Source organism: Candidatus Dechloromonas phosphoritropha (assembly GCA_016722705.1).
Lineage (GTDB): Bacteria > Pseudomonadota > Gammaproteobacteria > Burkholderiales > Rhodocyclaceae > Azonexus > Azonexus phosphoritrophus.
The window spans coordinates 2340767-2359232 of the sequence record JADKGN010000004.1; the positions used below are offsets into that span (position 1 = coordinate 2340767).

Sequence of the window (18466 nt, forward strand, 5' to 3'; positions counted from 1 at the left end):
TGACGATGTCATCGTTGTAACGCGCTCACCGGGCGCGGGTAAGGACGCATGCGGCGTACCTCCTCCGGAAAGGCGCGCGTGGCATCCCAGGCGGCCGCCCGTGTCGGGTAGTCACCGTAGATGACACCGATCTGGCCGTTCTCCGCCGTGCCGACCACGTAGACCCGCAGTTCCGCCGGTTCGAGCCACTGGCCGGCGCGGGCCAAAAACCTCTCGATATCTTCGGTATGGTTTGCGCTTCTGGTGGTCAACTGGATGAAGTAGTGGTCGTCAGGAGCGGTAGCGAGCCAGTCAGCATAGAGAGCCGTGTGCCGGGCAATCAGGGTGGAGCTGTCGGCAACTGGACGATCTGCAGCCTTCACGTTTGCCTTGGTGGCCGCGGCTGCGGTTGGTGCCGCAACGGGCGCCGCCGCTGGCGCCGGTTCCGCCGGCGGCTGTGCCGCCGCTGGGCTGCCGGCTGGCGATCTCGGCCACAGGGCATAGGCGAGGGCGGCCACGGCCAGCGTCATCAGCAGTGCAATCGCGATCTTGAGGGCCGGCACCAGCTTGCCGCCGGCCTCCTTCTTAATCGGCGCAAACCGGGCATCCTGCGCGGCAGTTTTGACCTCGGCCACATCGACCTGGTGCGCTCCCCCGGAATAGGCGGCGAGCAGCGCCTTGTCGGCCAGAATGTTGATGCGCCGGGAAAGTCCCTCGGAGATTTTCGTTATCTGGTCGATCGCGCGGGCCGTGAACGGGTTGGGTCCACGGTAGCCGGCGGCGCGCAGGCGGAACTCGATATAGCTGCCCACTTCGCCGGCCTTGAGCGGCGCCAGGTTGAAGTGCTGGGTGATGCGTTCGCGTAACTGGCGCATGTCGTTGGCTGCCAGTCGCTCGTCGAGTTCGGGCTGGGCGAAGAGGGCGATCTGCAGCAGCTTGGTGGCTTTTGACTCGAGGTTGGAGAGCAGCCGGATTTCCTCCAGTGACTCGGCCGGCATGGCATGCGCCTCGTCGATCATGATGACGACCCGCTTGCCGGCGGCGTAGCGTTCGACCAGCGCGTCCTGCAGTGTGCGGATCATCGAATGCGTGGTCTTGCCGTCGGCCGGGATGCCCAGTTCGTCGGCGATGGCGCCGAGAATTTCGTGGCGCGACAGCGACGGGTTGGCCAGGTAGAGCGATTCGACATCGTCCGGCAGGCGCTCGAGCAGCATCCTGCAGAGCATCGTCTTGCCGCTGCCGACTTCGCCGGTGACCTTGACGATGCCTTCGTCCTGGGTGATGGCGTAGATCAGCGCGTCGAGCGTCGGGCCGCGGTTGGCGCCGGTGAAGAAGAAATCGGTATGTGGAGTGATGCGGAAAGGCGGTTCGCGCAGGCCGAAATGCTCAAGATAGAGGCTCATGAACGATGCCAGTTTTCCATGCGGTTGTAGAGGGTGCTGCGGTTGATCCCGAGGCGGCGCGCGGCACGACTGACGTTGCCGGCGCACAGTTCGAGGGCGGCTTCGATGTAGCTGCGTTCCCAGGCGGCGAGCGTCGCGTCGAGGTCGATGCCGGTGGCCGTCTGCAGATGCCGGGTCGCCGCCTGCAGGCGCTGTTCGTGGTTGTTTTCGGCCACCTTGCCGATAGTGTTGCGGTCAACCTCGTCGGAAGTGTCAAATTCGTTCAGCACCTGGTCAGATGTGACTGTCTGGCCGGGATGGCGGGCGGTCAGGCGGATGACGATGTTGCGCAATTCGCGGACGTTGCCGGGGAAGCTGTAAGCGAGCCACAGCGCTTCGGCGGCGGAATCGAGGCTGAATGGCTGACATTGGGCCTGAGCGGCATACAGCTTGCGGAAATGGTCGAGCAGCAGCAGGCGATCACGGCCCATGTCGCGCAGCGGCGGAACGCTGATTGTAAATACTGAAAGCCGGTGGTAGAGGTCGGCGCGAAAGCGGCCGGCCTTGATTTCCTGGCGCAGGTCGCGATTGGTTGCGGCGACGATGCGCGCTTTCGCGGTTCGCGTCTGGGTTTCGCCGACGCGCTGGTACTCGCCGTTTTCCAGAACGCGCAGCAGCTTGGGCTGGAGGTCGGCAGGCAACTCGCCGATCTCGTCGAGAAACAGCGTGCCTTCGCCGGCCTCTTCGAAATAGCCGGCCTTGGCGGTCGCCGCGCCGGTAAAGGCGCCGCGCGCGTGGCCGAAAAGCGTCGGTTCGAGCAGGCTGGGCGAGATCGCCGCGCAATTGAGTGCGAGAAACGGCTGGTTCTGCCGTTCCGTAAGTTGGTGCAGGCAGCGGCTGGCGACGACGTCCTTGCCGCTGCCCGATTCACCCTCGATCAGCACCGGGAAGCTGAGGTTGGCGTATTGCGCGAGTTGCAGGCGCAGGCGCTGCATCGGCAGGCTGTCGCCGATCAGCCCGGCGGGGTCGCCGGACGCCGATCCGCCACCGGAAAAGGCCAGCGCCTGGCGCAGCAGGGTCAGCAGGTGGCCGGGGTCGCAGGGTTTGCCGACGAATTCGACGGCGCCCAGCGTGCGTGCATGACGGGCGTTGTCCTCGCCATTCTGGCCAGAGAGAACGATGATCTTCATGTCCGGCGCATGCGCCAGCAGTTCGCCGATCAGCGCGAAGCCCTCGTCCGGGCGGTGCGGCTGCGGCGGCAGGCCGAGGTCGACCAGTGCCACCTGCGGCGTCTGGCGCAACTGGTGGAGCAGGGCCAGACAATGCGGGCGGGCATGGCTGGTGACGACGTCGAACGTTGCTGCAAAGGCATGACTCAGCGCATCGCTGATCAGCGGGTCGTCATCGACGATGAGGAGCAGGGGCTTGTTTGACAAGGTTTTGGCATAACTTTGCGGGAATGTCTCGTGCAATTATAGCGATGCGACGCCGGGGTGATGGCCCGCGATTCTGATAAAATCGCCGGCTTACTTGTGGGGTGTGATTTTGGCGGAAGACATTCTGGTCGATATCCGGGATCTTCATTTCAGCTATGACGGACGGCCCGTGCTGGCCGGGATCGACATGAAGATTCCGCGCGGCAAGGTGGTCGCCATCATGGGCGGTTCCGGCTGTGGCAAGACGACGCTGTTGCGCTGCATCGGGGGCCAGTTGCGGCCATCCGGCGGCATGGTTCGCCTCGGGGATCAGCACGTGTCGCAGATGTCGCATGCCGAACTCTACGGCCTGCGCCGCAAGATGGGAATGCTGTTCCAGTTCGGCGCCTTGTTTACCGACATGACGGTGTTCGAGAATGTCGCGTTTCCGTTGCGCGAGCATACCGACCTCTCGGAGGAGATGATCCGCGACCTGGTTCTGATGAAGCTGGAAGCCGTTGGCTTGCGCGGCGCGCGCGCGCTGATGCCGGCCGAACTGTCCGGGGGCATGGCGCGCCGCGTGGCGCTAGCCCGCGCGGTGGCGCTCGACCCGATGCTGGTGATGTACGACGAGCCGTTCGCCGGGCTCGATCCGATCGCGCTGGGCGTCATCGGCCAATTGATCCGCAAGCTGAACGACGCGCTCGGCGCGACCTCAATCATGGTGACGCACGACGTGCACGAGTCGCTGATGATTGTTGATTACATTTATTTCGTATCGCAGGGCAGGATCGTCGCCCAAGGGACGCCGGACGAAATCCGTGGCTCCAACGACCCATTCGTTCACCAGTTCGTCCATGCCGAAGTGGCGGGACCGGTGCATTTCGACTATCCGGCGCCGACAATCGTGCGCGATTTCCTGGGCGGTCGCGCACATGGCTGAGTCAGCGTCGTCAATCAGAAAGCTGGGCCACGTCGTGGTCGACCGCATCTGGCGCCTGGGCTTCGCGGCGCGTTTCTTCGTTGCCGTGCTGCGCTACTCGGGCCCGTCATTCCGGCGTCTGCCACTGACCCTGCGCGAAATCTATTTCAGCGGCGTGCTGTCGCTGCTGATCATCACGGTTTCCGGACTTTTCGTCGGGTTGGTGCTTGGTCTGCAGGGCTACGAAACGCTTCAGCGCTACGGGTCGACCGAAGCGCTCGGCGTGCTGGTTGCCCTGTCGCTGACCCGCGAACTGGGGCCGGTGGTGGCGGCACTGCTTTTCGCCTCACGTGCCGGCTCGTCGATCACTGCGGAAATCGGCCTGATGAAGACCACCGAGCAGTTGAAGGCGATGGACATCATGGCAGTCAACCCGATCGCCCGCGTCGTTGCCCCGCGCTTCTGGGGCGGCGTCATTTCGATGCCGCTGCTGGCCGCTTTGTTTTCGGCGATGGGCGTGCTCGGCGGCTGGCTGATCGGCGTCGTTTTCATCGGTGTCGATGACGGTGCCTTCTGGTCGCAGATGCAAGCAGGCGTCGATTTTCGTTACGACATCTGGAATGGTGTCATCAAGAGTTTTGTTTTCGGCATCGCGGTTTCCGTGATCGCCGTATTCGAGGGCTACGATTCCGTACCAACGGCAGAAGGGGTATCGCGCGCGATTACGCGCACCGTGGTGACCTCCGCGCTGGCCATACTGGCACTGGATTTCGTTCTGACTTCGTTCATGTTCCGGGGAGCTTCATGAACCGTACCGTACTCGACCTCTGGGTCGGCATTTTCGTGGCGATCGGCATTGCCGCCTTTTTGTTCCTGGCGCTGAAAGTCGGCAACCTTTCTTCGGGGCATCTGTCCGAAACATACACGATACAGGCGCGCTTTGATAATATTGGAGGGCTGAAGGCGCGGGGGCCGGTCAAGAGCGCGGGGGTTCGCGTCGGGCGGATTGCTGATATCAGGTTCGATCCGCAAACCTATGAAGCGGTGGTGACCATGGACATCGACGGGCGCTACCGTTTTCCTCGGGACACCTTTGCGGCAATCTACACTTCTGGCCTGCTTGGTGAGCAGTTCATCGGCCTCGATGTCGGCGGCGATGACAAAATGCTCAAGGCGGGCGATACGGTGACCAAGACGCAGTCGGCGGTGGTTCTGGAGAAACTGATCAGCCAGTTCCTCTTCAACAAGGCAGCAGAAGGGCAGGAAGCGAAATGACAAATAGGCTCGTGACATGGAAGATGCTCGCCGGTATCGGCTGCCTGGTTGCCGGCACGATTGCGCATGGCGGATCGGCATTGGCCGAGGAGAGCGTCCGCGATCCTTTCGAGGGCTTCAATCGCGGCATGTTCGCGGTCAATGAAGGCCTCGACACAGTCATCGTCAAGCCGGTGGCGCAGGCTTATGACTTCGCCGTGCCATTGCCGGCCAAGGCGGGCGTCGGCAGTTTCTTCGGCAATATCGTCGATGTTCGCAATGTCCTGAACAACGCCTTGCAGGGCAAGTTGGCGGATGCCGGGAACGACCTCGGGCGTTTGCTTATCAATTCGACTGTGGGCATTTTCGGCCTCTTCGACGTTGCCAGCGAACTCGGTCTTGAGAAGCATGATGAAGACTTCGGGCAGACGCTGGCCGTCTGGGGGTGGGACGATAGCAGTTTCCTGTTCTGGCCGCTGATCGGGCCACGCACGGTGCGCGACACCGGCGGCTGGATCGTCGATGTTTACACCGATCCCACCTGGTATACGCTCCACAAGTCGGCCGCCGCCCTCAACAGCCTTGTGGCGTTGCGCTTTGTCGATGTCCGCGCCAGCCTCCTGCCGACCGACAAGGTGGTCGAGGAGGCGGCGCTCGACAAATATTCCTATGTACGCGACGCTTATCTGCAGCGCCGGCGTAACCAGATTTTTGATGGCAGCCCGCCGCGGCTCGTGGATGTACTGGATTGAAAACAATGATGAAAAAGCTGATTGCCGTCTTTTTTTCCGTACTGCTCGCTGTCCCGGCCCTCGCCCAGGAAGCACCCGACGTGCTGGTCAAGAGGGTGACCGAGGAGGTCCTGGAAATCGTCCGCAAGGACAGGGAGATTCAGGACGGCAGCACGCAGAAGGCGATCGACCTGGTCGATCAGAAGGTGTTGCCCAACTTCGACTTCCGGCACATGACCGCACTGGCGGTCGGCAAGGACTGGAAGAAGGCGTCCCCGGGCCAGCAGCAGCAGTTGATCGCCGAGTTCAAGACCCTGCTGGTGCGCACCTATTCGAATGCCCTGACCAGCTACAAGAATCAGAAGATCGTGTACAAGCCGTTCAGGATGAATTCTGACGATAGCGAGGTGCTGGTCCGTACCGAGGTCATCCAGCCCGGATCGAAGCCCGTCCAGATTGACTACAATCTGAAGAAATCCGATACGAGTTGGAAGGTCTACGACGTGGTTGTTGCCGGCATCAGCCTGGTTACCAACTACCGCGACCAGTTTGCGCAGGAAGTGCGCAGCGGTGGTATCGACGGCCTGATCGCGGCGATCGCGGCCAAGAACAAGTCGGTTCTGGGTGGTAGCGCCAAGGCCGGCGGCAAATGATCGAACGGCAGGCGCAACGCCTCGTCGTCAAGGTACCGATGGTCATGGCCAACGCCCGCAAGCTGCTCGAAGCCGGCCGCGCTGCTTTGCAGCCGGGCGAACAGATCTTTGATTTCAAACAGGTCAGCGACGCCGATTCGTCCGCCATTGCCGTCATGCTCGGCTGGCTGCGCGTCGCCAGTCGGTCGCGGTCAACAGTCATATTTGCCCATATTCCGCCAGGCCTGCGTTCGCTGGCCGAACTCTACGGCGTCAGCGAACTTCTGCCGCGCGTCTGAGGCGGTACCCATGGCCGCTGCGGTTTCCATCGTTGATGTCGTCAAGAATTTCGGCGCGCTACAGGCGCTGGCCGGTGTTTCGCTAGAAATCGGCGAGGGCGAGTTCTTTGGCCTGCTGGGTCCGAACGGCGCCGGCAAGACGACGCTGATCTCCGCACTGGCGGGCCTGGTTCGCACCGACTCCGGCAGCCTGTCGGTGCTCGGCCACGATGTCGTCAAGGATTATCGGAAAGCGCGCAGCCTGCTCGGCGTCGTGCCGCAGGAGTTGGTCTTCGACCCATTTTTCTCGGTGCGTGAAACCTTGCAGATTCAGTCCGGCTATTTTGGTATCCGCAATAACGATGCCTGGATTGACGAGATTCTCCAAAACCTCGACCTGACCGCTAAAGCCCACGTGAACATGCGCCGCCTGTCGGGCGGCATGAAGCGCCGTGTGCTGGTCGCCCAGGCGCTGGTGCACAAGCCGCCGGTGATCGTCCTCGACGAACCGACGGCGGGCGTCGATGTCGAGCTGCGCCAGGGCCTGTGGCAGTTCGTGCGCCGGCTTAACGGCGAAGGCCACACGATTATCCTGACCACGCACTATCTTGAGGAAGCCGAGGCGCTGTGCGAGCGGATTGCACTCATGAAAGATGGCAGGGTCATTGTCCTGGATACTACGGCCAACTTGATCGCGGCGCACCCCGGCGGCTCGCTCGAGGATGTCTTCGTGCGGACAATGAACCAGTGATCGGCTTCTGGACCCTTTTCCACAAGGAGTTGCTGCGCTTCTGGAAAGTCGCCTTCCAGACCGTCGCCGCGCCGGTGCTGACGGCACTGCTCTATCTGCTGATCTTCGGTCACGTTCTCGACGATCACGTCCAAGTGCATGGAGTGCGTTACACCAGCTTCCTGATACCGGGCCTGGTGATGATGCAGGTGCTGCAGAATGCCTTCGCCAATTCGTCGTCCAGCCTGATCCAGGCCAAGATCACCGGGTCGATCATTTTTGTCCTGCTGCCGCCTATTCCTTACGGCGCCTTCTTCGCAGCCTATGTGCTGGCCTCGCTGGCACGCGGCCTGATGGTCGGTGTCGGCGTCCTGGTCGCGACGGCCTGGGTTGCCGGGTTTCACATCGTCGCGCCGCTATGGGTCATCGCATTTGCCATCCTGGGGGGCACGATTCTCGGCACGCTGGGGATGTTGGCCGGGCTCTGGGCCGAAAAGTTCGACCAGTTAGCGGCGTTCCAGAACTTTTTGATCATGCCGCTGACCATGCTTTCCGGTGTTTTCTACTCGATTCACAGTTTGCCGGTCGTCTGGCAGCGCGTGTCGCATTACAATCCCGTCTTTTACATGATTGACGGCTTCCGTTACGGCTTTTTCGGTGTTTCCGACATTGCACCAGAAATCAGCTTGGGCATTGTCTTCGCCTGTTTCGTCGCCGTCTCGCTGCTGACGCTGAGCCTGCTCAAGCGTGGCTGGAAATTGAGGGCTTGAACCCATGCATCCCGACCAGATCAAGGATATTATTCGCGCCGGCATGACCTGCGAACATCTCGCCCTCGACGGCGATGGCCAGCATTTCGCGGCCATCGTGGTCAGCGCGGAATTCGCCGGCATGAACCGCGTGCAGCGCCAGCAGCATGTTTATCGGACGCTCGATGAAAAGCTGGCAAGCGGCGAGCTGCACGCGATTTCCTTCAAAACCCTGACCCCGGAAGAGTGGAGCGCCCAGCGTGGATAGATTGCTGATTCAGGGCGGTAGAGCCCTTTCCGGGGAGGTTGCCATTTCCGGCGCCAAGAATGCCGCGCTGCCGATTCTCTGTGCCTCGCTGCTGACCATTGAGCCGTTGTGCTTGACCAATGTTCCGCACCTCAACGACATCTCCACCATGCTGCGCCTACTCGGCGGCATGGGTGTCGGCGTGACGCTGGACGGCATCGATGGCCTGTTGCTCGATGGTGGCGGCCTCAACAATCCAGTTGCCTCGTACGAGATGGTCAAGACCATGCGTGCGGCGATTCTCGTTCTCGGGCCGCTGGTGGCGCGCGGCGGCGAAGCGCGGGTCTCGCTGCCCGGCGGTTGCGCGATCGGCGCGCGGCCGGTCGATCAGCATATCAAGGGCCTGCAGGCGATGGGCGCTGAAGTCCATGTCGAGCAGGGCTATGTACATGCCAGGGCGAGCCACCTCAAAGGAGCGCGCATCTGCACCGACATGGTCACCGTGACCGGCACCGAGAACCTGATGATGGCGGCTTGTCTCGCCGACGGCGAAACGATCATTGAGAATGCCGCACGCGAGCCGGAAGTGGTCGATCTGGCCAATTGTCTGGTCAGCATGGGCGCCCGCATTTCCGGCGCCGGAACCGACGTGATCCGCATCCAGGGTGTCGATAAACTGCATGGGGCGACCCACTCCATCATGCCCGATCGCATCGAAACCGGTACCTACCTATGTGCGGCCGCCGCCACCGGGGGCAATATCCGCCTGCTGAAAACCTCAGCCGCCTATCTCGATACCGTGGTCGACAAGCTGATGGACGCCGGTTGCGAGATCACTGTCGAGCGCGACGCGATCCGCCTCACCGCGCCGCCGCGTCTGAAGGCAGTCAGTCTGCGCACGGCGCCTTACCCCGCCTTTCCGACCGACATGCAGGCGCAGTTCATGGCGATCAATTGCATTGCCGACGGCGTGGCGACGATCCGCGAAACGATTTTCGAAAACCGCTTCATGCACGCCAACGAACTCGCGCGCCTCGGTGCTGACATCCAGATCGAGGGTAGCAACGCCATCGTCCGCGGCGTCAATCATCTCGAAGGGGCGACGGTGATGGCTACCGATCTGCGTGCTTCTGCCTCGTTGGTCATCGCCGGCCTGGTGGCGCGCGGCGAAACGCTGATCGACCGCATCTATCACCTTGATCGCGGTTACGAGCGAATCGAGGAGAAACTTGCGAAGCTCGGAGCACTGGTCAGGCGCGTACACTGACTTCGGTTGTTTCCGCGCTGAATTGGCCTGTTTTCCCAATCGGCGACGACCAAAGCCAGGAAGTCCTTAACAAGTGCTTTATTGGTGATGATCCGGTGTAGCCGCAGCAAGCGGGCGCCAATGTGTGCCCGTTTTTCGGCGTGGGACAACTGGATCTGGTGCCCGGCGAAGCGGCCCATGACCAGATAAGAACTTGGTGCGCGGGCGCCTGAAGGGAGTTTGCATGGAACTCGAAACTCTGCGCCAGATATGTGACGCCAAGGATCTTGTCGAAGAAGCGATCGAAGCGGCGACATTACGCATCGGCGAAGTGCAGAGGGTAATGACCCGCAAGCCGTACGCAGCGCTTGCTCTGGTACCCACGATCGCAGTGCCGGCGCGCGCCATCGAGGAGGCGCATCTGCATATGCCGATCCCGTGTGCCGTTAACTCGATCACCATGACCCGCGCATGACGTGGCGCGGCGTCAGGTGTCGTGCCATTTGATCGAGCAGCCAATCACCATGTTCGCGAAAGAGTTCTCCAGATAGGCGGTGGCATCGTTGCTGATGATCGCGACGCTGTCTACACGCCCAAGACAGCCAGTTCCCGGCAATCGCGCACGATGCGTTCGATGACCGCCTTGGCAAAGGGACGGTGGTTGCAGATAAACATCATCAGGAGACCACTCGGTCCCCGGTAATCGGTCAGCGTGTGGCATCTGCCGTCGGTAGCTGGCAGGTCGAACGGAACTTCCGGGAGCCCGAAGGCGCAGGCGGGCGGGTTCAAGGCAACCATCTGTTTCCCGCGATCTTCTATTTCGCCCATAATACCACCCCATGAATCAGCCGCGTTTCTATTGCCGAGAGGTGCTTGCGCCGGGCGCTCACGTTCAACTTCCGGAACCTGTGGCGCGCCATGCGGTACGTGTTTTGCGCCTTCCGCCAGGGGCGCCAGTCGTTCTCTTTGACGGCCGTGCCGGTGAGTATGAGGCGCGCATCGAGCGCATCGAAAAGGGCCGAGTGGTTGCGGCGCTGGGGGCATGGCGTGATGTGGAGCGCGAGTCGGGGTTGGTGGTGACGCTGGTCCAGGCCGTACAGTCCGGCGAAAAGATGGATTACACGGTGCAGAAGGCGGTTGAACTGGGCGTTTCGCACATCGTTCCGGTGGACAGCCGGCGCAGCGTCACGCGTCTGGCTGGGGAGCGGGCGGCGCGGCGGGTGGCGCACTGGCAGGGGGTGGCCGCCGCCGCCTGCGAGCAATGCGGGCGCAATCAGGTGCCGCAGGTTGCACCTGTGGAGAAGCTGGAAAACTGGCTGGCTCGGCCGTCCAGCGGGGCGCTACGCCTCATGCTCGCGCCCGATGCCGAGCAGTCTCTTGTCGATCAGCCGTCGGCGAAGAGCGTGGAACTGCTGATCGGTGCCGAGGGTGGGCTTGACCCACAGGAAATCGTCGCCGCGCGTCAGGTTGGTTTTCAACGGGTACGCATGGGTCCGCGGACCCTGCGCACCGAAACGGCGGGCCTTGCTGCACTGGCGGTGATGCAGGCCTTGTGGGGTGATTTCAGAGGAGGGTAAAGAATGTTCGAATCAGCGGAGTTGGGCCACGTCATCGACAAGGAGACCTTCAAGAAGGAGGTCCCCAAGCTTCGCGCCGCGCTGCTCGATGTTCAGTACGACATGCTGGAAAAGAAGGAATTTCCGGTCATCATCCTGATCAGTGGGGTGGACGGCAGCGGCAAGAGTGAAACCATCAACCTGCTATATTCATGGATGGACCCGCGGCACATCTCGACCCTGGCCTTTTCCGCACCGAGCGACGAGGAGCGTTCGCGTCCCTACATGTGGCGCTACTGGCGGGCGCTGCCGCCGCAGGGCAAGATCGGCATCTTCGCTGGTTCGTGGTACTCGCAGCCGATTGCCGACAGCATCCGGGGCGCCATGGCAGCCCCCGATATGGACGACCGCCTCGACGACTTCAACCGCTTTGAGGCGATGCTGGTCAATGAGGGTGCGCTGGTGCTGAAATTCTGGTTTCACCTGTCGAAAGATGGCCAGAAGCAGCGGCTGAAGGAGCTCGAGAAGAACCCGCGCACTGCCTGGCGCGTGACCAAGGCCAGCTACGAACGGCTCAAGACTTACGACAAGTTGCAGCAGGTAGCCGGACATGTGCTGCGCGTGACCAATACGGCACATGCTCCCTGGATTATCATCGAGAGCACGAATGACGAATATCGCTCACTGACTGTCGGACGTATCGTTCTCGACGCGCTGCAGCACCGTCTGCAGCAGCAGGGTCGCCAGCAGGTGCCGGTGGCGCCGCCGATCATGCGTGCGATTGACGAGAAAAATGTGCTGACCGAACTCGATCTCGGCAAGCAGTTGCTCAAGAAGGACTACGAGCGCGAACTCGCGAAATATCAGTCCCGGTTCTTCGAGCTGATGCGTGACCCGAACTTCCTCGAAAAGCGCTCGCTGGTGGTGGTCTTCGAGGGGTCCGACGCGGCCGGGAAGGGCGGCGCAATCCGCCGGCTGGTTTCGCCAATCGACGCCCGGCAGTACCAGATCATCCCGATTGCCGCGCCAACTTCGGAGGAGCACGTCCAGCCCTATCTGTGGCGCTTCTGGCGGCACTTGCCGCGTACCGGCCGGGTCGCGATCTTTGACCGTTCCTGGTACGGACGCGTCCTAGTCGAGCGGGTCGAGGGTTTCTGCACCGAAGCCGACTGGCTGCGGGCCTATGCCGAGATCAATGATTTCGAACATCAGTTGACCGATGCCGGTGTGGTGGTCATCAAGTTCTGGCTTCAAATCAGCGCCGACGAGCAGTTGCGCCGCTTCGAGGAGCGCCAGGCAATGGATTTCAAGCGCTTCAAGATCACCGACGAGGATTGGCGTAATCGGGAAAAATGGGACGACTACGTTTCCGCTGTCTGCGACATGGTCGACCGTACCTCGACCGGGCTGGCGCCGTGGACCCTGGTCGAGGCCAACGACAAGAACTTTGCTCGCGTCAAGGTTCTGCAGACGGTGTGCGAGAGTGTCGAGCACGCGCTGAAACGTAACCATGGCAAGAAGTAGCAACCGCGATGAGCGAAACCGCCCACGACGAGCATTTCGTTTCCTGGTTCCGGGCGGTCACGCCCTATATCAATGCCTTTCGCGGGAGGACCTTCGTCATCGCCTTCAGTGGCAAGGCGGTGGCGAGCGAGTCCGCCAAGACGCTTGCCTACGACGTCAATCTCCTGGTCAGCCTCGGCATCAGGCTGGTTCTGGTGCATGGCGCGCGGCGCCAGATCGAGGAGGAGCTGCGCGAGAAGAATCTTGAGTCGAAATACCATCGTGGCTATCGCGTCACCGATGCGATAACCCTGGAGTGCGTACTCGATGCCGTCGGCAGTGTCTATCTTGAGGTTGAGGCCCTGCTTTCGCAGGGTCTGCCCAACACGCCGATGGCCAATAGCCGCATTCGGGTCATCGGGGGCAACTTCATCACCGGGCAGCCGATCGGCGTGCTTGACGGGATTGACATGCATTACGCCGGCAAGGTGCGCAAGGTGGACGCCGAGGGCATCAACGCCCAACTGAGCTTGGGCAACATCGTGCTGCTCAATTGCGAGGGGCCGTCGCCGACCGGTGAAATCTTCAACCTGCAGACGGAAGAGGTGGCCGAGGCAGTGGCCGTTGCGATCGGGGCCGACAAGCTGGTTTTCCTGACGGATAGCCCCGGGGTAACCAATCCAGCCGGCGGCTTGATCGAAGAGATGACTGCTGATGGGGTAGGTGACATCGTCAAGGCGGGCGGTAACTGGCTGTCGTCGGATATGCGCCGTTGCCTGCCGTGTGTTCTCAGGGCTAGTCGTGCCGGTGTCGGCCGGGTACACCTTATCGGTTTCGAACAGGATGGGTCGTTGCTGCGCGAGCTGTTTACCCATGATGGTGTCGGCACCGTGGTCACGCGCGAGTCGCTTGAGCACATCCGCGAGGCAAGGCCGGATGACATCGGCGCGCTGATCGCGTTGATCGCGCCGCTGGAGGCTGAAGGCGTTCTGGTTCACCGGCCGCGCGAACTGCTTGAACGTGAGATCGATCATTTTTCCATCATCGAACACGATGGCATCATCGTCGGCTGCGCGGCTCTCTACAGCCATTCGGACGATTATGCCGAACTGGCCTGCCTGGCGGTGAGCACCGAGCATCGCGAAGGCGGTTATGGTGAGCAGTTGATGAGGCGTGTCGAGCGCCGTGCGAAAAAGGCGGGTGTCAAGCGTCTCTTCGTGCTGACTACGCGTACGGAACACTGGTTCGTCGAGCGCGGCTTCAAGCCTGCTTCGGTCGACGATCTGCCCGCGCGGAAACGAGACATGTACAACTATCAGCGTCGTTCAAAAATACTATTAAAAATCCTTTGATGTAATTTCAGCACGTTTCACAAGGCCGCAGCGATTCAACTAACGCAGGGCTTTATTGTTTTTGGTCGTGGCATGATGAATCAAGGCAGCACACAACTAACGAATGAAAGGTACTTCCCCGTTCCGAAGTAGCGGCGCAAGCCGCCGGCAGCAGTAGCCGCCATGATTGAGTTTCCACACTGAATCATTCATTCGAAAGGGGAAGTCCATAAGCATTGTCACCGTTGGCATCGATCTCGCCAAAAATGCATTCCCTTTGCATGGCATTGACCAGAACGGCCAGGTGGTTTTTGCCAAACCGAAGGTGGCGCGCACCAATTGCTGGAGACGGTTGCCAACCTGCCGCCTTGTCTGCCCGCTCTGTCCTCGCCGGTCTGGGTGATAAGCAAGATCGCTTCAGCCGTTTAGCTCGCGCTCTGGTTGAACGACGTGGCTACTGGAAAGCGGCGGTCGCCATTGCTGCCAAGAATCTGCGGCTGGCCTGGGCCGTCATGAAATATGGGGAAGATTTCCGGTTGACCGCAGGTGTTGCCTGAGCAGGAAAAAAAGCGTCAACAGAGAGAAAACCAAAGGGAGTCACCGGCTGCTCGCGGGCGGCAAAATACCAGCGAAGCACTGCCAACGTTGATGTGAAGCGGGTTGGGCGCGCGCGGGGTATGCCTGATTAGCTCAAGGCGAAGAAGTCATTCCCGACTAACGAATGAGGCCCCCGCGCGCGTCTTTCATCAGGGTCCGGGCAAGAAGCCCAACATGACCGGTTGTAGTACCGCAGTCCTTCACCTTCTTTGCTTCGACATGGCAGACCAGATGGGCAGACAAATCATTGAGGCAGAACAACGATGAGACAGTAAAAATCAGAAATCCGCTTGCTGAATATGAGGAAGCCCTTGTAGTAGAGCTAACCGGCGCTGCGCGGCTTTATCGCGCAGCGTCCAGCGACCGAAGGGAGTGGGGCTGGGCGCAGGGTTAGGCGTCGCCTTCATTGGGGCGGAGTGGCCTTCAGCCACCATTGCAAGGCTTTCCATGCCGCCGCAGTGATAGCGGCGACGCCTCCGCCGAGGATAACTAGTGGTTTCTGGTTCTCAGCGTCCTGTAACCAGTTCCATCTGCGCGCCAGCCATCCGGGATTGCTGATGACTTCGTGCGCTTGTTCAAAGCGATCTCGCTCCTCTCTTGAGATGAGGAGATCAGCCCGAGTGAAGTAGTGCGCTTGCACGTGCCCGGTTCCGTGCTCCTTGGTGCGCTGTGTGGACTTGTAGAGAACTGACACGCCAATCTCCTCAGGTGGGCGGCTCTCTAAGATTCGCCGTGCGTCGTCCGCACGCAAATATCGAATGGATTGCCGCTTGTAGTCTGGGCTGACCATCGAGAAGGCCACGGTGTGCGTTCTCGTAATTCCCTCGCTCTCAGTCTCTTCCACTGTCCTGTGGCTGCCCAGATCGCGAAGATAGACGGAGTACGTGAGGAAGTCTTTGCTGGCATAGGTTAAGAACGCCGCGTCGTCGCACTTCCAGCGTGCCGCAATCTCTGCCAGCGTGAAGAGGTCTTTTTCGGGAAGTGCCATGTCGGTTGCTGCGATGCCTAACGTTGGAAATGAGCGGCGGTTGGAGGCATGCTAAGCATCTCGGAAACTGTCTGCTCCATTGACCGGTTAGACCGCACGTCAAGATCCGCTATGTTCTGGGCCCGGGGTCAGCAGGCCTGCCAGTCCACCCACTGCGCTCGATCCGATGGCTACGAGGCCTTGGGGTATCTGTTCAGGGGGCACTCCGCCGACAGTAGTCATAAGCGAGATCGCCACAATGGTGAGCAAAATTACGCCGCCGAGAATCCATATCGCAGATCGGTAGGTCCAACGATCGACACCGCCGCTCTTTCGTAACTCATCAAGAAGTGTCTTCTTTTGCTCCGAATCGAGCCTTGGGTCGGTGATTACAATTCTCAGCAGTTCAAGAAATGTCAGTTGCGCTGCGGGCACTTGCGGTTGCGGAACTTGATTCGTTTGTTGATCTTCAGACACGGTCTTCTCCTTGGTAAAGAATGAGCGATGGACAGAAAAGGGCCTAACGAATGAAAGGGACTTCCAGGTCTCGAAGTAGCGGCGGAAGCCGCCGGCAGCAGTAGCTGCCATGATTGAGTTTCCGCGCTGAATCATTTATTCGAAAGGGGAAGTCCATGAGCATTGTTACGGTCGGCATCGATCTCGCCAAGAATGTATTCGCTTTACATGGCATTGACCAGAGTGGCCAGGCAGCTTTCGTCAAACCGAAAGTGGCGCGCAGCCAATTGCTGGAGATGGTTGCCAATCTGCCGCCTTGTCTGATCGGTATGGAGGCCTGCTCGGGTGCGCATCACTGGGCAAGACTGTTCCGGCAGTTCGGGCACACCGTCAAACTGATGGCGCCCAAGTTCGTGGCGCCGTACCGGATGAGCGGCAAGCGCGGCAAGAATGATGCGGCGGATGCCGCCGCGATCTGCGAAGCCGTCACCCGGCCCAATATGCGCTTCGTGCCAATCAAGGACATCGACCAGCAAGCCATCCTCTGTCTGCACCGCACCCGGCAAGGCTTTATCGAAGAGCGCACCGCCCTCTACAACCGCCTGCGCGGGTTGATCAGCGAATTCGGCATCGTCCTGCCGCAGAAAGTCGAACGCCTGCGCCGGGAAATCGGCGCCCACCTCGAACACCCAAGAAAAATGGGATTCATCATCTCCATCATTCGTAAGGGCACAATCCTCGCACAGTGCGCGTTTTCCCTGTATTGCCTGGCCAGAAAGGTGAACTGATGGCCGCCGCTCATGGATAATCACCTTGTTAGCAATCCATCCATCGCCATGAGCAAGACCGACCACGCTCCCGAAACCCCGGCCATCAAATTCCTGAAGACCCACAGCGTTCCGTTTTCGAGCCACCTCTACACCTACGAGGAGCACGGCGGGACCAAGGTTTCCGCGCGCGAGCTGAATGTGGATGAGCACGAGGTGGTCAAGACGCTCGTGTTCGAGGACGAAAACGCGACGCCGCTGATCGTGCTGATGCATGGCGACTGCAAGGTGTCGGCCAAGGAACTGGCGCGCCAGATCGGCTGCAAGAAGGTCGAGCCGTGCAAGCCGGAGGTCGCCAACCGCCACACCGGTTATCTGGTCGGCGGCACCAGCCCGTTCGGCACCAGGAAGGCGCTGCCGATTTATCTGGAAAAGACTATCCTTGACCTGCCGCTGGTCTACATCAACGGCGGCCGGCGTGGTTTCCTGGTCGGCGTGCATCCGCACGACATCGTACGCACGCTGAACCCGAAGCCGGTCACGGCGGCGCTCAAGGCCTGAAGAAATTCATCGCCACAGGGTTCGGCTCGCATGCGAGGTCCCTGCGTACCTACATCGACCGCTCGATGATGACGCCGACGCGCTTGACGCCCGCAATCATGCCCAGCTTGGCGACCGAAACGCGGACCCAGTGGACAGCGAATTCCCTGAGCAGCCAGGTGGAGATATGTTCAGCCAGTTTTTCGAGCAGGTTGAAGTGGCTGGCCGCCAGGTCGGCCCGGAGGCGGTCGACCACCACCGCGTAATCGACTGTATCGCGAATATCATCACTCGCCCCGGCCGATACGGTCGACACTCCGATCTGCAGCGAAATCTCGACCGTCTGCGGCATGGCCTTTTCGCGCGGATAGATGCCAATCCAGGTTTCGGCGCGCAGTTCGTCGATGAAAATCAGGTCCATTGGGCGGTCGACCGTGGTGAAAGTGTAAAATTGGCTCGGATTGTAACCCAGTGACACTCGCCACCCATGCAAACGGCTTTCGTCATCCTTGCCGCCTACCTCCTCGGCTCCGTTCCCTTCGCCCTGATTTCCTCGCGGCTGTTCGGGCTGGCTGACCCGCGCAGCTACGGTTCGGGCAACCCCGGCGCGACCAACGTGCTGCGCAGCGGCAACAAGAAGGCCGCATTGTTCACGTTGCTCGGCGATGCGCTGAAGGGCTGGGTTGCGGTGTACGTGGCGCAGCGAATGGGATTAAGCGACAACATCATCGGCCTCGTCGCACTGGCCGTTTTTTTCGGCCACCTGTATCCGGTCTTTCTCAAGTTCAGGGGCGGCAAGGGCGTCGCCACCGCCGCCGGCGTCCTGATCGGGCTCGATCCGCTGCTCGGCCTGGCTGTGGCAGCCACTTGGCTGTTCGTCGCGCTCGCCTTCCGCTATTCGTCGCTGGCCGCCATTCTCGCTGCAGCGCTGGCTCCGGTTTATTCCCTGTTGATGCACGGGGCAAACTCGCAGATCATCGTCATCGGCATTATTGCAATGGCCTTGATCGGCAAGCACTGGCAGAACTTCCAGCGCCTGCTGGCTGGCCAGGAAAGCAAAATCGGCGGCAAGAAAAAATCCTGATCGTGCCGCGCCCGGCCTAGCTGTTTTTAGCCAGCCATAGCCAAAGACAATTCGCAATATGCGAATAATCAATTTGGCAAATCAGATGCCGTATCCTAGA

The 18466-nt window shown here is 60.8% G+C and carries 22 protein-coding genes and 2 pseudogenes; 18 read left to right on the forward strand and 6 right to left on the reverse strand.

The genetic code is table 11. The features are described from left to right. Positions 1-8: 8 nt before the first annotated feature. Positions 9-1382, reverse strand: a complete 1374-nt coding sequence (locus IPP03_17030) for an AAA family ATPase (protein MBL0354268.1) — start codon at positions 1380-1382, stop codon at positions 9-11. After that, positions 1379-2833: a sigma-54-dependent Fis family transcriptional regulator gene (locus tag IPP03_17035; GenBank protein ID MBL0354269.1), complete on the reverse strand. Its 1455-nt coding sequence runs from the start codon at positions 2831-2833 to the stop codon at positions 1379-1381. Before IPP03_17035 ends, IPP03_17030 begins: the two co-directional genes overlap by 4 nt. 73 nt (positions 2834-2906) lie before the next feature. On the opposite strand from IPP03_17035, the gene IPP03_17040 reads away from it, so the two are divergent. From IPP03_17040 to IPP03_17090, 11 genes are all read left to right on the forward strand, one after another. After that, complete coding sequence (locus IPP03_17040; GenBank protein MBL0354270.1) at positions 2907-3719, forward strand: ABC transporter ATP-binding protein; 813 nt, start codon at positions 2907-2909, stop codon at positions 3717-3719. Next, complete coding sequence (gene mlaE, locus IPP03_17045) at positions 3712-4506, forward strand: lipid asymmetry maintenance ABC transporter permease subunit MlaE (protein MBL0354271.1); 795 nt, start codon at positions 3712-3714, stop codon at positions 4504-4506. Before IPP03_17040 ends, mlaE begins: the two co-directional genes overlap by 8 nt. Then, on the forward strand, positions 4503-4973 hold the full coding sequence (gene mlaD, locus IPP03_17050) for an outer membrane lipid asymmetry maintenance protein MlaD (GenBank protein MBL0354272.1): 471 nt from the start codon (positions 4503-4505) through the stop codon (positions 4971-4973). Before mlaE ends, mlaD begins: the two co-directional genes overlap by 4 nt. Then, complete coding sequence (locus tag IPP03_17055; protein ID MBL0354273.1) at positions 4970-5704, forward strand: VacJ family lipoprotein; 735 nt, start codon at positions 4970-4972, stop codon at positions 5702-5704. Before mlaD ends, IPP03_17055 begins: the two co-directional genes overlap by 4 nt. A gap of 5 nt (positions 5705-5709) precedes the next feature. Then, a complete protein-coding gene (locus tag IPP03_17060) occupies positions 5710-6336 on the forward strand; it encodes an ABC transporter substrate-binding protein (protein ID MBL0354274.1) in 627 nt (208 codons plus the stop codon). Beyond that, a complete protein-coding gene (locus IPP03_17065) occupies positions 6333-6614 on the forward strand; it encodes an STAS domain-containing protein (protein MBL0354275.1) in 282 nt (93 codons plus the stop codon). Before IPP03_17060 ends, IPP03_17065 begins: the two co-directional genes overlap by 4 nt. Before the next feature lie 10 nt (positions 6615-6624). Continuing rightward, positions 6625-7344: an ABC transporter ATP-binding protein gene (locus IPP03_17070; GenBank protein MBL0354276.1), complete on the forward strand. Its 720-nt coding sequence runs from the start codon at positions 6625-6627 to the stop codon at positions 7342-7344. After that, the gene (locus tag IPP03_17075; protein ID MBL0354277.1) at positions 7341-8093 is read left to right on the forward strand and encodes an ABC transporter permease; all 753 of its coding nucleotides are present in this window, start codon (positions 7341-7343) and stop codon (positions 8091-8093) included. Before IPP03_17070 ends, IPP03_17075 begins: the two co-directional genes overlap by 4 nt. Positions 8094-8097: 4 nt before the next feature. Next, positions 8098-8340 (forward strand): BolA/IbaG family iron-sulfur metabolism protein, encoded by a 243-nt coding sequence (locus IPP03_17080; GenBank protein MBL0354278.1) that lies wholly within the window; start codon positions 8098-8100, stop codon positions 8338-8340. After that, a complete protein-coding gene (gene murA, locus IPP03_17085; GenBank protein MBL0354279.1) occupies positions 8333-9586 on the forward strand; it encodes a UDP-N-acetylglucosamine 1-carboxyvinyltransferase in 1254 nt (417 codons plus the stop codon). Before IPP03_17080 ends, murA begins: the two co-directional genes overlap by 8 nt. 223 nt (positions 9587-9809) lie before the next feature. Then, positions 9810-10040, forward strand: coding sequence for a hypothetical protein (locus tag IPP03_17090; protein MBL0354280.1), 231 nt, complete (start codon positions 9810-9812; stop codon positions 10038-10040). Positions 10041-10150: 110 nt separating this feature from the next. On the opposite strand, the gene IPP03_17095 is transcribed toward IPP03_17090, so the two are convergent. Next, on the reverse strand, positions 10151-10393 hold the full coding sequence (locus IPP03_17095; GenBank protein ID MBL0354281.1) for a hypothetical protein: 243 nt from the start codon (positions 10391-10393) through the stop codon (positions 10151-10153). 11 nt (positions 10394-10404) lie between these two features. Between IPP03_17095 and IPP03_17100 the strand changes: the two genes are divergently transcribed. The 4 genes and pseudogenes from IPP03_17100 (at position 10405) to IPP03_17115 (ending at position 14512) form a co-directional block, all read left to right on the forward strand. After that, positions 10405-11142, forward strand: coding sequence for a 16S rRNA (uracil(1498)-N(3))-methyltransferase (locus IPP03_17100; protein ID MBL0354282.1), 738 nt, complete (start codon positions 10405-10407; stop codon positions 11140-11142). Between the two features lie 3 nt (positions 11143-11145). Then, positions 11146-12645, forward strand: coding sequence for a polyphosphate:AMP phosphotransferase (pap, locus tag IPP03_17105; protein MBL0354283.1), 1500 nt, complete (start codon positions 11146-11148; stop codon positions 12643-12645). An 8-nt stretch (positions 12646-12653) separates the two neighbouring features. After that, on the forward strand, positions 12654-13976 hold the full coding sequence (argA, locus tag IPP03_17110; protein MBL0354284.1) for an amino-acid N-acetyltransferase: 1323 nt from the start codon (positions 12654-12656) through the stop codon (positions 13974-13976). Positions 13977-14329: 353 nt separating this feature from the next. Beyond that, positions 14330-14512: pseudogene (locus IPP03_17115) on the forward strand (IS110 family transposase). Between the two features lie 443 nt (positions 14513-14955). Here IPP03_17115 and IPP03_17120 read toward each other — a convergent pair. Further along, positions 14956-15540 (reverse strand): hypothetical protein, encoded by a 585-nt coding sequence (locus IPP03_17120; protein ID MBL0354285.1) that lies wholly within the window; start codon positions 15538-15540, stop codon positions 14956-14958. Between the two features lie 99 nt (positions 15541-15639). Further along, positions 15640-16107, reverse strand: coding sequence for a hypothetical protein (locus IPP03_17125; GenBank protein MBL0354286.1), 468 nt, complete (start codon positions 16105-16107; stop codon positions 15640-15642). A gap of 44 nt (positions 16108-16151) precedes the next feature. On the opposite strand from IPP03_17125, the pseudogene IPP03_17130 reads away from it, so the two are divergent. Together IPP03_17130 and ybaK are read left to right on the forward strand one after the other, a co-directional pair. Continuing rightward, a pseudogene (locus IPP03_17130) lies at positions 16152-16721 on the forward strand (IS110 family transposase). Positions 16722-16811: 90 nt separating this feature from the next. Beyond that, positions 16812-17303: a Cys-tRNA(Pro) deacylase gene (gene ybaK, locus IPP03_17135; protein ID MBL0354287.1), complete on the forward strand. Its 492-nt coding sequence runs from the start codon at positions 16812-16814 to the stop codon at positions 17301-17303. A gap of 49 nt (positions 17304-17352) precedes the next feature. Here the strand turns inward: ybaK and IPP03_17140 are convergent, their stop codons facing one another. After that, entirely contained in the window at positions 17353-17703 is a 351-nt protein-coding gene (locus IPP03_17140) for a dihydroneopterin aldolase (protein MBL0354288.1), read from the reverse strand. A 66-nt stretch (positions 17704-17769) separates the two neighbouring features. On the opposite strand from IPP03_17140, the gene plsY reads away from it, so the two are divergent. After that, a complete protein-coding gene (gene plsY, locus IPP03_17145; GenBank protein ID MBL0354289.1) occupies positions 17770-18366 on the forward strand; it encodes a glycerol-3-phosphate 1-O-acyltransferase PlsY in 597 nt (198 codons plus the stop codon). The last annotated feature ends 100 nt before the right edge of the window (positions 18367-18466 follow it).

Coding starts and splice junctions, on each gene's coding strand:
- IPP03_17030 (MBL0354268.1), bottom strand. CDS start 1,382: ATGAGCCTCTATCTTGAGCATTTCGGCCTGCGCGAACCGCCTTTCCGC.
- mlaE (MBL0354271.1), top strand. CDS start 3,712: ATGGCTGAGTCAGCGTCGTCAATCAGAAAGCTGGGCCACGTCGTGGTC.
- mlaD (MBL0354272.1), top strand. CDS start 4,503: ATGAACCGTACCGTACTCGACCTCTGGGTCGGCATTTTCGTGGCGATC.
- IPP03_17055 (MBL0354273.1), top strand. CDS start 4,970: ATGACAAATAGGCTCGTGACATGGAAGATGCTCGCCGGTATCGGCTGC.
- IPP03_17060 (MBL0354274.1), top strand. CDS start 5,710: ATGATGAAAAAGCTGATTGCCGTCTTTTTTTCCGTACTGCTCGCTGTC.
- IPP03_17065 (MBL0354275.1), top strand. CDS start 6,333: ATGATCGAACGGCAGGCGCAACGCCTCGTCGTCAAGGTACCGATGGTC.
- IPP03_17070 (MBL0354276.1), top strand. CDS start 6,625: ATGGCCGCTGCGGTTTCCATCGTTGATGTCGTCAAGAATTTCGGCGCG.
- IPP03_17080 (MBL0354278.1), top strand. CDS start 8,098: ATGCATCCCGACCAGATCAAGGATATTATTCGCGCCGGCATGACCTGC.
- IPP03_17090 (MBL0354280.1), top strand. CDS start 9,810: ATGGAACTCGAAACTCTGCGCCAGATATGTGACGCCAAGGATCTTGTC.
- IPP03_17095 (MBL0354281.1), bottom strand. CDS start 10,393: ATGGGCGAAATAGAAGATCGCGGGAAACAGATGGTTGCCTTGAACCCG.
- IPP03_17100 (MBL0354282.1), top strand. CDS start 10,405: ATGAATCAGCCGCGTTTCTATTGCCGAGAGGTGCTTGCGCCGGGCGCT.
- pap (MBL0354283.1), top strand. CDS start 11,146: ATGTTCGAATCAGCGGAGTTGGGCCACGTCATCGACAAGGAGACCTTC.
- argA (MBL0354284.1), top strand. CDS start 12,654: ATGAGCGAAACCGCCCACGACGAGCATTTCGTTTCCTGGTTCCGGGCG.
- IPP03_17120 (MBL0354285.1), bottom strand. CDS start 15,540: ATGGCACTTCCCGAAAAAGACCTCTTCACGCTGGCAGAGATTGCGGCA.
- IPP03_17125 (MBL0354286.1), bottom strand. CDS start 16,107: ATGGCAGCTACTGCTGCCGGCGGCTTCCGCCGCTACTTCGAGACCTGG.
- ybaK (MBL0354287.1), top strand. CDS start 16,812: ATGAGCAAGACCGACCACGCTCCCGAAACCCCGGCCATCAAATTCCTG.
- IPP03_17140 (MBL0354288.1), bottom strand. CDS start 17,703: ATGGACCTGATTTTCATCGACGAACTGCGCGCCGAAACCTGGATTGGC.
- plsY (MBL0354289.1), top strand. CDS start 17,770: ATGCAAACGGCTTTCGTCATCCTTGCCGCCTACCTCCTCGGCTCCGTT.